Raw genomic sequence first — 13,239 nt, 5'->3', positions numbered from 1 at the left:
ACAGCTCTTACAGCTGTGGATTTTACTAGCTTGTCAGAAACCGGGTGTATTTTAACCCCCAAAAGTTTCTCTTTTTGATAGGTACATTGCAAAAATCTTTCGGCTTTGCACGGGGGTGATAATGCTCGCTGAAGGGGAATGTATCTCTACTCTCTTCTCTCTTCCCGCGCTGGCTTCACATGCTGCGGAATTTCACTCCCCGCAATGGGAACGTACTCGATATCAAAGGAGCCTCTATACCCGAAAAGTGGGCCGAAAAATTTATTATTCACCTTCACGTCAATTTGGAACTTCCCCTTCTCATCGTCGTACCACTCACAGACATCGGCATAACCGGAGAAAACCATCGGGAACCGAAAGCCTAGAATCCCCTCATAAAAATATTGCTTCCCTGACCGCAGCCTCATACCGCCATTCTCCGCAACGAACATCTCAATTTCCACGGCCAAATGCTGGTGCGTGCCAAGATAGTCGATGATCTTCCGTCTTTTCTCACTGTAAATCATCGTGGCGTCCAAACGTCTGACCCGATTGGGAAAATGATACGTTCGGACCCAAGTAACCGTCTCTCGCCCGAAGTAATCCTGGTATGCGTAATTCTCAATTGTGAAAGGAATTTGTTCCCCTCCCTGCGGAAAAAGGATATTCCGCCACGCACCGAGTGCCAAGAACGGCAATGTATACCATTTGCCATACCAGACCTGTTCCATAATGCCTTTGCCGATGGAGGCTATTTGATGCTCGCTGCCGAAGCCAAATCGCTTCTGAATCTGGGGGTGGAGCTTGGCGAAGTCCTCACCAAGAACCTTTTCGTAGATTGAGGTCATGCTTGTTTCCCTCCTTCACGGGAGCTGCGCAGACACCTTGCGGCACTCGGAAGCACTGCTGTGCCTAGCAGACTGACCATAGACAAAGCAATCATCGCCAGATTCAAAGTGATCGGATTGAAAGGCGCGACATAGGTCGCCGGGTGCGCTGCCGCACTTAATCCAAGCAGAATTAAGACCACGATATTGGTCTTATGCAGAACTTTCCGCTTCTGTCCTCGCAGAATGAGGAACAAGAGACCGAATCCGATTTCCCCTAACCCCATCAGAGTCAGAATGGGTCTCTCATAACCAGCAAGACCAGCCATCCCCCGTAAAATATCCATTTCCCCCGAGTCTGGTACTAGCAGCTTAGGCACCAGTCCTTGATACACCCAGATGGTAAACAAACTGAGATTTTGTATGAGTTCTATAATGGAGCGCCTAAACGATACATGTGGGAGAGTCCCCTGCTCTAGCCATAGACGCAAACTGTCAAAACTCCAGGCAGTCGCCCACCCCATAATCGGTCGGAATAGGAACCGATCGAGCCAACTGCCGAATACACCGAAACGTGTCCTGTAATCATATCTCGTTAAGAAGCGAATACCGTCATCTGTCGGTACATACCGCCAGTAACCATTCCCTTCAGATATTAGCGATATCGGATTGGCAGAACTGAATTTCAGGCTAGAGGTCAAGATGCCTTCCTTCTCTATCGAACCAACCGTCTCTCCTTCTCCAGCAATACTGAGTCCAAAGCCGATATTAGTCTTATATACAAAGCGCTGAGACTGCTCTTCATAGGATTTGGGAATATAAGTAATCTCAGAGAATCGCAAATCCCATTGTTGATGTATTTCAGGCGTCTGGGTATACGTCCACAACGTTTCCATCGGTGCCTTTATAACAATTTCTACATAAATGGGTTTTCTTTTGGCCATGGTTACCTCCTACTACCTCCATCTATTTCGATAGTTTCCAACCAATTCCTTCTTGGTGTGTTTTAAAGGAATTTCTGGAAATTTATCGAAAACAGTTTATCATGTCACAATCGACAAAATAAAAAGGGTAGGCGGATGCAGAACAATGTGGCGATATATTTTTATACTTGCAATTTCCATTATGGCGGTCATATTTGGGGATCCGCTGAGGACAGCTCATGCAGAAGAACAGCGGATCGAGGTCATCCTGGATGGTGAGCGAATTATATTTCCTGAGAATCCGGCGCTCATCGACGGTTCGGTGTTCGTCCCGATGCGCACGTTGTTCGAAAAGCTCGGGTACAGTGTGGAATGGTTTCCAAAAGCACAGATGATTACCGCAAAAAAAGACGGAAAAACACTCATTATGGGAATAGATTCGCCCAATGCGTATTGGAATTTTGATCAAGTAATTCCCTTGCCCTTGCCACCGCGTTTGATCGATGGTAGCACCTATGTGCCTTTACGGTTTGTCGGTGAAGTTTCGGGCAAGCATGTGAAGTGGGACACTGCATCCAAAACAGTAATCATTCAAAAAGTCACAGCCGAGACGCTAAGGGAGACGCTGATCGACACGATCAAACCCGATGTGTACGAAGAGCACGGTGTGCTTCCCTACCGTAGTCTAGCTTTGGACTTTGACACAGACAGACACTTAGTCACGTTTACGATCGAGCTAAACGACGGACGTCTGAAGTCCAGCTCCTCCGAAGAGCTGACCCAACCGTTTGCTCAGCACATATCCCTCGCCCAAAAACGCTTGCCCGAAACAGCTATGTCTTTGTACAGCAAAGCATCAAAATGGGCGAATGAAGTGCACATTCGAGTCGTGTATGAGAATCAATTGGTTCAGCAATATTCAGTCACCGGTTCCGATCAGCTTAACGAGCCGGAAATGTTTGTCGTCGAAGCGGACGGCGTTGGCCAAATCGCGCTAAAGTATGTTGACGAAGAAGGAAGGTTACAAAGTCTGTCTCCTCCCACAGGCGTGGATCTGAATGCAGAATCCAAGGTTGCTTCGACGGTCGCAACTCACCTGAAGGCGATTCGTGAGGGAGATGCCAGCCTCTACCTGAACACAATCAGTGCTACAAGTGACCAGAAAGCCGCTAAGGTTAACGCCGACTATCTCCATGCACACCCAATAGACGTCACACTAGAGAATTTGGCCTTCCTTTACATGACAGACCGAATGGCGATTGTAAGCGTTTCGGAGCAGTATCGGATTGGTTCACAGCCGCGAAAGCGCGAAACGGATTATGTCCTAGTCCGAACGACGGACGGCGATTGGAAGATGGAGGGAAATGACTCCCCTGGATCTAGGATCAGTTGGGACAGTGAAATTTCCAAAGATGGGTATGAACCAGGACCATTTACCAAAGAAGACATGAACGAGGTTCGCAAACTGCTTGAGGCACGGTTGTCCGCCATGAATGCTGAGGACGTGGGAGGCTATAAGGCGACCATCGACCCTGCCTCCCCGTATTCGGGTGCGATGGGAAGTGGGGTGGGAAGTGTCCGACTGTTTAAAGAAACTGAACTGCAGTACCAACTGTTCCCAGAGGACTTAACCTTCATCGGAACAAAATCAACGCCAATCAACATTTTAATCAACACGGACAATGTCCAGCTGTATTATGTGATGGGGCATGTACTGTACAGCAAAAAACCATCAGACACTTCGCACTTTCGGAGTCAGCATCTGTTCATACTGTATGCGCTAAGCAAGAAGAACGGTCGGTTCTATGTATGGGAAACGTTGGAGTACGGAGTCCGCTACGCTGGCATGTATCCGCTCGAGACCGCAGTGCGCCTAATGGATCCGAATTTCAACCCGTTGAAAAATCCGAAGCCATAGCTACGGTAAGGATGCGTCGACCAGCATATGCGCAATAATTTCATGTAAGATTTTCAATATGAGTAAGAAGAAGGCCACTAGGAGCTGACGCCCTCCTAGTGGCTTTTGCCACATGTTTTGGCAAGAAAAGTTATTTGGCATTATGCCGTGTAACACAAAAAGGAGCCTGCCACTACTAGAGTGGCAGAGCTCCTTTTTGTTTTGTGGATTTACCAAAAGATAATCTTAATCTGCTTATTCCCCTAACTTCGGGTTAAAAGTGACCAACTCTTTAGACACAGGCCTGCTACTAAACCAATCGTAAGGTCCCTGGATTCTTAATGTCAGTTTATTCCCAAAATCCCCACGATCCTTATATTTCATAACATTCAAGTCTTTAGGTATAAATTTGGCCGTTACCTCTTGAACAGACCCTGCCCCAGCCGCAATAGTCACTTGACCACTTTCCACTTGGAAGATTTCAGCTTTATGAACCTCAAAACTGCTAGGATAAGTAAATCCTTTGCGTGAAAAATCCAGCCCCTCAATACTTATACTGGGATCACGATAACGTTTTCCAGTAAGTTCAGATTCATGATGCGCCTTTTGCACTAAAACGTAGGCTTTCATATTCGGATCATAGGGTTCTCCTCCTTCACCTCGTGCCCTACTAGGAAGAATCGCAGGTTCATCTTTATATTTCTCAATCCATTCGTCAATGTGAAAATTCAACCACTTGGCCACTTTAGGTTTTTGATCTAAGTATTCATTTATAGAACCAGTCCAATCTATGTTTCCATCATGTATTTCTATGATAGGTTTAGCATTCGGGTCTCCAACTAAATAGCGATATGGATCATTGGGATCATTCCAATCTACCAATATCAATTCATCCACTACCCCTTTGTAAGGTTTCCCGTTATAAGTATGTTGAATTGTCATATCGTCAACGATCCATAAATCTTCCGGTTTTGCGAAAATTTTTTCTCCAGTAGCAGCAAGATAACTTCTTCCTTGATTGAAAAACATAGGCCACTTACTAAAAATATTTGTATGTCTCCATTCCAAGTCGGCTTGGGTTATTGCGTAGGTGTCAGTATCTAGTTTATCGCCATGCATATATTTCAATACACGTTCAATAACAACGACAGATTGCGCTCGATTAGTAGAGAGCTCTTTACCCAAATTTCCCTTATTATCAACGCCTTGCATTAAACCCGCCTGGGTAGCCATAAACATCCACTTGCCGTCGTTATTATTATTATCAACGGGAATTTTTTTCCCATATTCACGACCATTTTCATCAATGCCACCAAAAAAACCAATGTTACTTATGATCTTTCTCTTTGTTTCATCTAGGAAAGTATCCGCCTTTGCGGCCCTAACCGCAATACGAGCCATCTCAAAGCGCGTCATTTCTTTGTTCCAGTCTCCATCAGGGAAATCACTATCTTCCATAAAATGACTGTTTTTTGCTTGAGTAATATATGGTTTATACCACTCTAGTGCGTTTTGGGTTTCTTGGGTTGTCTGATTACTAGTAGCCATAACTAATAGCTTAATAAACTCAGCGCGAGACACGCTTTTATCTGGTTTAAAGGTATCATCCGGATACCCTTCTATAGTTCCTTTTGCTAATGCGTCCTTCACGATTTGTTCGGCCCAATGGCCAGTTAAGTCGCTGAAGTTTGTCCGGGTTGTCTTTGCATTAATACTCGAATTTGCCTGTGAGGCAGCGAAGCTTGGGGTGCCTCCACTACCGATTAGACACATAACTACTAAGCCGCTTGAAACAAACACCTTTACCGTTTTGTATGAAATCTTTCTAATAAACATAGTTCCCTCCTTAGCAAAACTTTCTCCATATTGTTACAATATTCTACAAATTATGAGTAAACCCCTCCTTTTAAAATAACGATGGTACAGCCAAAAGCGTATTTTAAACGCAACTGTCATTTATTTCTGTTGTGTCTAGGATACGATTAAGATGTGTCAGCTGGATGTCAAACATCGTTTAGTTTTAATAGCGTCAAGGTAAAGGTGGAGCCTCGCTTACTGCTCTCCCGTAAGAAAAGCTGCCCCCCGCTGCGCATGGGCCAACATCAGACTGCAAGGCAGTCCCAGGCCTAGACCTCTCACCTTATGCTTTTTGAAACTGACCTTAATGGCTTCCTTTACTTGAAATTGAATAATTTTCTATGTTCATTACAATACTGAAGGAAAGCGAGTCTATAGGTAGAATACATGATATAAGATTTATGAAATAAAAAATTGGGAGGACGGGAAATCATGGGTAGATTAGTTCATTTCGAAATTCATGTAGGTGACATGGAGCGTGCTAAGAAGTTTTATGGAGAGGTATTTGGATGGAAATTCGAAGATTGGAGCAGTTACGCTGGAATTCCTTATTTCGGGGCAGTGACTGGCGAAGCAAACGAACCTGGAATTAACGGAGCTTTGATGCAACGGCAAGGTGCTTCCCCAGAACCAAGCCAGGCTGTCAATGGCTATGCATGTACAATGGGAGTGGGAGATTACGATTCTACTGAAGCAAAAATTCTTAATAATGGAGGCAAGATCGCATTGCCAAAATATGCTCTGCCCGGAATGGCGTGGCAGGGGTATTATATAGATACTGAAGGAAATATTTTTGGTATTCATCAACCAGATGAGAACGCAAAATAAACCATTTTTAATATGTATCCAAAAAATCTATATTTTTGATACGGATAGGTGGTCATCCACAATTAGGCACTTTCCTTAATAGGAAAAGTGCCTTTTCTATTTAGAAGTACTTTAACGAATATAAGGATATTCCGAAATGTTGTTGAAACCCAATTAAGTGGAGGAGAGACAACGCATCCATGACGCTTGGAGATGTGGTGTATCGCATTCGAGAAGAGCACTTCGGGCAGATCATCGTTTACGTTTATCAATTGGCCTTGGAGAAGAAATCTCTTTTCGACATCCTCAAGTATTTCAAGCTCTCTGCCTAAGCCAGTTTTTGCCGATTACGCTACAGGTCTGCCCATTTCACTCATCTCAGTAGTGATTTTGCAAGACTCAAGTAAAATAAGTAGTTCCATTAAAAGCCCCATACCAGAAGCAAAAAATTTAATTTGCCGTATACGCTTATTTACTTATCTGCTGATACAAAGCATGAGATAAGATAATTAATAAAACTAAAATAAAGAGGGCAAAAAGGGTTACAATTCCTGGCATAAAAAATGTTTTCAAATGTGAGATACAATACATCAAAGAGTCTTTCTTAACCAGCTAAAGTCATCATCTACAACGATCATGTTGAGGTGCTTTTAAAACTGGACGCCGCTGGTGTCGTTATCGACGGGACTCACATCGACGATCTCTGGATTTGCCTTTTTCAAGGATCGTTTCAGCATCTCTAAATCGGTCACATCACCGATAACCGACTCCACCAAAATATCCTCCACATTCCCCAGCTCAAACAAAGACGGGGTGGTGGGAGCAGGCAAAGAGTAGAGATTGGCCTTCCTCAATCTTTCCATTCCGATCATGTACGCTAAAGGGTCGCTACAACACAAGCAAAGATTCGTTACGTGCTTTCTCGACGGCTTCATCCCGGTCTCTGACTTGCATTTTCAAATAAATCGATGACATGTAATTTCGAATGGTGCCTTCGGACAGATACAGTTTCGAGGCAATGCCCTTATACCGCAGCCCTTCCGATAAACACCGCAAAATGTCCAGTTCCCGGTCGGTTAAGCCATAAGGGATTCGTGCCGCCTGCTCACTGTCGCTCTGGAACAGTTTCTTTGCGACCTCTCGCGACACCATGGTGTCTCCATGGCAGACTAGACGAATCGTAGCCGCTAATTCTTTGGGCTCGGTAGTTTTCAGCACGTACCCCTCTGCTCCCAGACTCAGCGATTTGGAGGCGTATGCCACATCTTCGAAGGAGGTGACCATGATGATGCGAATGTCCGGCCACATCTCCTTGATCCATTTTGTCGCTGTAAGGCCGTCCATCTCAGGCATGTGGATATCCATCAAAATGATGTCCGGCTGCTCGGATTCACAAGCCTCTATCGCTTGTTTGCCATGATCTGCCGTACGGACGTGAAAATCAGGCTCTTCTTCGAGCAGGCTTTGCAGACTGCCGCGAAGCATCAACTGGTCATCGACCAGCAAGATGTGAATCTTGTCCACCTGCGGCTCTTCCTGCCGGTAGGGAATCGTACATGTAATAATGGTGCCTTCCCCATCTCGGGAATGCACATACAGCTGGCCTTGGAGCGAGGTCAGCCGTTCCCGCATGCCGGATAGTCCAAAGCCAAATTGCAAATCCTCCCTGCCGACCCCGTTGTCCTGCACCTGCATGCTGATTTTATCCTTCTCATGATGAAGAAGTACTTGAATGGAAGTGGCTTGACCATGCCGGCTCGCATTCGTTAACCCTTCCTGCAAGCAGCGATGAAGGGCAAGCTTGGTATGCTTCATGACCGGAAACGGTTCTCCCATCGTACGAAAGACGACGCGAACCGCTGTGTTCGCTTTAAATTCATTAATAATTCCAAGCAGCGATAAATCCAAAGAAAGATCTTCCTCCAGCGGATCGATAAGGTGGACCTGCTTTCGGATCTCCTCCAGTCCGTTTCTCGCCGATTTCAAAATGGATTGCAGCTTATCGCCACCTTCCTTCGAAGGGATGTACGGACGCATGGTCTCCATGCCTAATATGACTGAAGTAAAGGTGTACCCTATCGTATCGTGCAGCTCGCGCGCCATGCGGTAGCGTTCTTCCAATAAGGTCATGCGTTCGACTTGATTGGAGTATTGCTCCAATATGCTGTACTGTTCTTTCGCTAATTTTAATTTTTGTTTAATGGCATCAACGGAATCGCTTATCTTTTGCAAGCCAAAACCGACCAAATAAACAAACGTTGCATCTACAATGTTTTGTAAAACAAACTCTACCGATAGGTGGTGAACTCCTCTTCCCCCGAAAGTAAATAAAGTCACAGCGGCAGGCACCATAAAGAGATGCCTTTTACCCCGGCTGTAGAAGGAAATCGAAAGGACGGCTGGTAAAAATAGTCGTATCAACTCGTAATGATGGGCTAAGAACAGCGATAGTCCTCCGGCAAGTAATAATTCAGCAATGACATACCATGTGTACCTAAAGCGCCGCAGCACCAAGGGCAGCGTATGACATAAAAGAGCTCCGATCAAAATCACGGGGAACGAAAACACCGGATGATCTTGATAGGACAACAAAACAATCGCAATGACCCACAGTGTTCGCACCGCCAAAAAGGTATAGTCCTGCCAAGGCCATTGTTTTAGAAAAAGCGGCATTTGGAAAACTCCATTTCAAGAAAAGAATTAGCTGTCCAACTTCCTCGATATTAACATGAAATTTTATCATAATATGCAAAATTTTAGGCTTTTCACTATCATAGCAAGGTTATGATATTTTGTCACTGCCGTTTATGACAATTCGACTGTTATGGTGGGATCGTCTGGTGCTCGGCATATCAAACAAAGGAGTGGAACAGCTTGTCTCTTCTGGAAATACGTGATCTCACCAAAACCATTGGCAGACGAAAAATTGTAGACCGCTTGTCACTGGATGTGCAGCAAGGCGAAATCGTCGGTTTGGTCGGCCCGAACGGAGCCGGAAAAACGACAACGATTCGAATGATGGTCGGACTGATCTCCAAGTCAGGGGGTCACGTGCATATTAACGGAGAAGATGTGTCAAAAAATTTTGAAGCCTCAATGAAACACGTAGGCGTGATGGTGGAGAATGCCGACATGTACTCGTATTTATCGGGCTACAATAATTTAATCCATTTTGCCAGGATGTCCGTCGGCGCGACCCTGGAACGAATCGATGAGGTTATCGCATTGGTCGATTTGGAGGATAGCATCCACAAACGTGTCGCCACCTACTCTCTGGGCATGAAACAGCGGCTTGGGCTAGCGATTGCTTTGGTTCACAAGCCTTCGCTGCTTGTGCTTGACGAGCCGACAAACGGACTCGACCCCAATGGGATTCGCCAGCTTCGGGAGCATCTGATAAATCTGGCCAAACATCAGGGAACCGGGGTGTTAATCTCAAGTCATTTGATGTCAGAAATGGAGTTGATGTGTGACCGGATCGCCGTCCTGCAGAAAGGCAAATTGCTTGGGGTTCAACGTGTCTCAGAGCTGATCGGCGAAGGCGTAGCCCAAGTTCAGATTGAGGTCGATCGCACCGATCTGGCGATCCCTATTCTACAAGTGCTCTTAGCGGGCAAGGAAATTACGGCGGATCACAACACCCTTCAAGTTTCGGTTAACAAGGAGCAAATTCCTCAGATCAGTCAAAGTTTGATGAAAGCTGGAGTAAACGTGTACGGCATTCAGATGATTAAAAAATCTTTGGAGGATAAATTCATCGAAATTACGGAGGGATCCCATAGTGATTAACTTGATCCGCAATGAAAACATGAAAATTTTCAAACGGAGACGCACATGGATTATGGTCGCTCTGCTCGTTGTGTACATTCTTATCCAAATGGCGAATCTTAAGAGCGCAACGAAGACCTCCTTGGACTCCGATTGGAGGGCGCTCGTGCAAAGCGAGAATACGAAGCTGGAGTGGGATGCGTCCAAATCCGATGCGCTTCCCATCGAGAAGCGCATGGCTGCGGAAAAAATAATGCTCAACGAATATTATTTGGAGCATAACATTCAACCGCAGATTAACGCCTGGACTTATACGGTATCCCAAACGCGTAATATTATCGTCGGCATTTCTTTCCTTGTGGTCATTGTGGCCGGCGACATCGTCGCGGCTGAGTTCACTTCCGGTACGATCAAATTTCTGCTGACCCGTTCGGCCAGCAGAACCACGATATATTTATCCAAATATTTCGCGGCCATCGGATTCGGGCTGTTCATGGTACTAGTTGGCATCGCTAGCTCGCTATTTTTCGGAGGTATGCTGTTTGGATTCTCTGGAATCGGAGATCCTTATTATTTTGTCCAAAGTCAGGCGATTGCCAAAACCGGTGTCCTTCAAGCGCTGCTTGGCGGGTTCGCGCTGAACATACCGTATGCGCTGCTCGTCCTGACGTTTGCATTTATGATTTCAGCCGCATTTCGTAGCACGACATTCTCCATCGTGTTTTCGCTGGTTGCTGCGGTTGCCGGCTTCGTGATCAGCATTGCGTCAAATGGCTTTGCATGGACCAAGTATTTTGTATTCTCCCATACCGATCTTACCCCTTATTTGTGGGGGACGCCGTCGATAGAAGGGATGACGCTGGGTTTCTCGATTTTGATGCTATTGTTCCATCTCGCGGTCATGCATTTCATTTCGTATCCGATCTTCGTGAAGCGCGACGTAGTCTAACCAAATATCCCAATAGGAGTGAATTTTCATGAAAACATTTAAACTGACTGCCTTTTGCGCCATCTTCATGCTTCTAACCGTAGCCTGCACTTCCAAGTCAACACCCACCTCGAACGACGCGGGAGCTGGCGCCGCCAAACAATTGGAGCTGCCAAGCACTAACGTAACGAAGCTCATCATCGACAATACCAACGGCCGTATCGAAATCGTCGGCAAAAAAGACACCGATAAAATCCAAGCGGATCTTCGGCTCAATGGCGGTGACGCGAAGGACGCGAAACTGAATTTGACGGCGGGCAAAGACGGCGTCGCTACCTTGGAAGCTGCCTTTGGTGGCAAGTTCCTGTCGACAGGTTCTACGTCGGTGGACGTTAAACTGACCCTTCCGGAGAAGATCCCAGTCGAAATCAAAAAAACGCATCGAGACGGGGACATCAACATCTCTCAATTAGCTTCCGGTGTCAGTATCGAGAACGTGAACGGGCAAATCACTTTATCGAGCATCGGCGGTCTGATCGGCATCACGAACCGGGACGGCGATATCAACATCCAAAATGCGGGGGCCGACGTCATCATCGAAAACGTGAACGGTGATATCAAAGTCGCGAATGTAGCGGGCTCCGCCAATATTCAAGTGGGAGACGGTACACTGGATATCGATAAAGTAAACAAGGATGTCGCGATTTTGCAGACAGGAAGCGGCCAAGTTACGGTCGGGGCAGTGAAAGGAAAGGTCACACGCGGTAAAAAATAACTTTCCTGAAAACCATAAAACCGGGCCTGAAGAGAACAGAACTCTTCAGGCCCGGTTTGCGGTTTCACAGCTGCACCAACAGCGGGAAGCGGCTCTTTTATTCCGATCTCACGATGCGGATATCCGCTCACTCTGTTCAGTCTTTACGGTCAGAGGCGCGTCGTTCTTTTTGAAAAACTCGCGCAACTGCCGATTTTGATGCGCAAGCAAGCCCACGACGAAAACGATACCGCCGGATACTAGCGGAAGGTAAGCCCAGTCGATCCGATTCAGCACAAACCCGTAGACCCAGATGCCTAGCGGTGTAGCGAGCATCGTAATGGAACTCGTAACACCGAATACGCTAGCCCGGAGATGATCCGGCGTGTACACCTGAATATACGAAATCATCGGAATGTTCCCCATCGAATTCATTAAGCCGGTAATCATTAAAAGCACGAAAAAAAACCCCGTTATCGCCCAAGGACTCCCGGATACCTGCGGAACCAGTTTGGGAAAACACCAACATGCAAATAAGATCGCCTGAATCTGAAACAAAATAAAAATCTTGTTGATCATGAAATGATGAACTCTCTTCTGTGATACGAGAATAGCGCCAATAATAATGCCCACAAACCATGAAGCTTGGATGATGGAAAGCTGTTGAGCCGAGATATGCAGCTCCCGATAGGTAACGTATGGCAAAACAACCTGCATCAGCGGCGCCAATATGAAATTAATAACAACGAATAAGAAAAGCACGTATTTAATTGCTGCTTGCTGCTCGATATACCGGAATACTTCCTTCAAACTTTCAAAGTAACTGGCCGCCACCGGATGGTCTGAGGTCGTGTGAAATCTTAATAACCATTGCAACGAGCCAGCAAGAATGAAGAAAACCGTACTGAAAATCAAGATGTTCTCAAATCCCCATACCTGATAAGCCAGTGCCCCCACCATCGGACCGACTACATTGATCACCGCGCCAATGCTCTGGTAAGAAGAGTTTAAGCTGTGTACCCGATCCTGATCGACCAGATTGGGAATGGATGCATTCAAGGCAAGCAGCGTAAACGACTGAATTACATTAAGGATTACACTGTAAACGCCCAGCAGCCATATCGGGGCCGGTTCAAAATAAAACAGGAGCAGCAAGGAGAACATGATTATGCCGCTAAGCAATTCGGAAAAGACAAGCACCTTCTTTTTGTTGCTGCGATCGACATAAACGCCTGCAAAAATATTGACGAAGACGCCAGGGAGAATCGACAAACCTAATATGATCGAAAAAATTACCGCCGAACCTGTCAAGTCCAAGATATATAAGCTTAACGCAAATTTAAACAGGGCGCTGCCTAGCTCAGAGATCAGTCTTGTACCTGAGAATATGAATATATTGCGGTTCGTATATGGCCTGTAAGAAGTCGGATCACTCATAAAAAATCACCTTATCCCGCTCCTTCCCCTTAGTTCCCTATGTGAATAGAGAGCGCCTCCCC

At 45.9% G+C, this 13,239-nt stretch carries 12 protein-coding genes; 6 read left to right on the top strand and 6 right to left on the bottom strand.

What is annotated here, in order from left to right; translation table 11 throughout:
• Positions 1-146 precede the first annotated feature (146 nt).
• Together GK047_RS18020 and GK047_RS18015 are read right to left on the bottom strand one after the other, a co-directional pair.
• Positions 147-827 carry a DUF4166 domain-containing protein gene (locus tag GK047_RS18020; RefSeq protein ID WP_163949753.1) on the bottom strand — a complete coding sequence of 227 codons (681 nt, stop codon included), beginning with the start codon at positions 825-827 and terminating at the stop codon, positions 147-149.
• Positions 824-1,750, bottom strand: coding sequence for a DoxX-like family protein (locus GK047_RS18015; RefSeq protein ID WP_163949750.1), 927 nt, complete (start codon positions 1,748-1,750; stop codon positions 824-826). The genes GK047_RS18020 and GK047_RS18015 overlap by 4 nt, the downstream gene beginning before the upstream one ends.
• A gap of 145 nt (positions 1,751-1,895) precedes the next feature.
• On the opposite strand from GK047_RS18015, the gene GK047_RS18010 reads away from it, so the two are divergent.
• Positions 1,896-3,647, top strand: coding sequence for a copper amine oxidase N-terminal domain-containing protein (locus GK047_RS18010; protein ID WP_163949746.1), 1,752 nt, complete (start codon positions 1,896-1,898; stop codon positions 3,645-3,647).
• Positions 3,648-3,881: 234 nt separating this feature from the next.
• Here GK047_RS18010 and GK047_RS18005 read toward each other — a convergent pair whose 3' ends face one another.
• Entirely contained in the window at positions 3,882-5,462 is a 1,581-nt protein-coding gene (locus tag GK047_RS18005; RefSeq protein WP_163949743.1) for an S-layer homology domain-containing protein, read from the bottom strand.
• A 453-nt stretch (positions 5,463-5,915) separates the two neighbouring features.
• Between GK047_RS18005 and GK047_RS18000 the strand changes: the two genes are divergently transcribed.
• Positions 5,916-6,311, top strand: coding sequence for a VOC family protein (locus GK047_RS18000; protein WP_163949740.1), 396 nt, complete (start codon positions 5,916-5,918; stop codon positions 6,309-6,311).
• A 179-nt stretch (positions 6,312-6,490) separates the two neighbouring features.
• A complete protein-coding gene (locus GK047_RS30200; RefSeq protein ID WP_275901690.1) occupies positions 6,491-6,622 on the top strand; it encodes a hypothetical protein in 132 nt (43 codons plus the stop codon).
• A 318-nt stretch (positions 6,623-6,940) separates the two neighbouring features.
• Here the strand turns inward: GK047_RS30200 and GK047_RS17995 are convergent, their stop codons facing one another.
• Together GK047_RS17995 and GK047_RS17990 are read right to left on the bottom strand one after the other, a co-directional pair.
• On the bottom strand, positions 6,941-7,162 hold the full coding sequence (locus GK047_RS17995) for a hypothetical protein (RefSeq protein ID WP_205516863.1): 222 nt from the start codon (positions 7,160-7,162) through the stop codon (positions 6,941-6,943).
• Positions 7,163-7,178: 16 nt separating this feature from the next.
• On the bottom strand, positions 7,179-8,963 hold the full coding sequence (locus tag GK047_RS17990) for a helix-turn-helix transcriptional regulator (protein WP_163949734.1): 1,785 nt from the start codon (positions 8,961-8,963) through the stop codon (positions 7,179-7,181).
• A gap of 201 nt (positions 8,964-9,164) precedes the next feature.
• Here GK047_RS17990 and GK047_RS17985 point away from each other — a divergent pair, with 201 nt between their 5' ends.
• Genes GK047_RS17985 through GK047_RS17975 form a run of 3 tightly spaced genes read left to right on the top strand, consistent with a single transcriptional unit; the run spans position 9,165 to position 11,761 of the window.
• On the top strand, positions 9,165-10,079 hold the full coding sequence (locus GK047_RS17985; RefSeq protein WP_163949731.1) for an ABC transporter ATP-binding protein: 915 nt from the start codon (positions 9,165-9,167) through the stop codon (positions 10,077-10,079).
• The gene (locus tag GK047_RS17980; protein WP_163949729.1) at positions 10,072-11,007 is read left to right on the top strand and encodes an ABC transporter permease subunit; all 936 of its coding nucleotides are present in this window, start codon (positions 10,072-10,074) and stop codon (positions 11,005-11,007) included. Before GK047_RS17985 ends, GK047_RS17980 begins: the two co-directional genes overlap by 8 nt.
• 28 nt (positions 11,008-11,035) lie before the next feature.
• Positions 11,036-11,761, top strand: coding sequence for a DUF4097 family beta strand repeat-containing protein (locus tag GK047_RS17975; protein WP_163949727.1), 726 nt, complete (start codon positions 11,036-11,038; stop codon positions 11,759-11,761).
• A 108-nt stretch (positions 11,762-11,869) separates the two neighbouring features.
• Here GK047_RS17975 and GK047_RS17970 read toward each other — a convergent pair whose 3' ends face one another.
• Positions 11,870-13,177, bottom strand: coding sequence for an MFS transporter (locus GK047_RS17970; protein WP_163949725.1), 1,308 nt, complete (start codon positions 13,175-13,177; stop codon positions 11,870-11,872).
• Positions 13,178-13,239 lie beyond the last annotated feature (62 nt).

Source organism: Paenibacillus sp. SYP-B3998, assembly GCF_010820665.1.
In the GTDB taxonomy this organism is placed as follows: Bacteria; Bacillota; Bacilli; order Paenibacillales; family NBRC-103111; genus Paenibacillus_E.
Note: the sequence above shows the minus strand (reverse complement) of the source record. Positions and strands in the feature narration are given on the sequence as shown.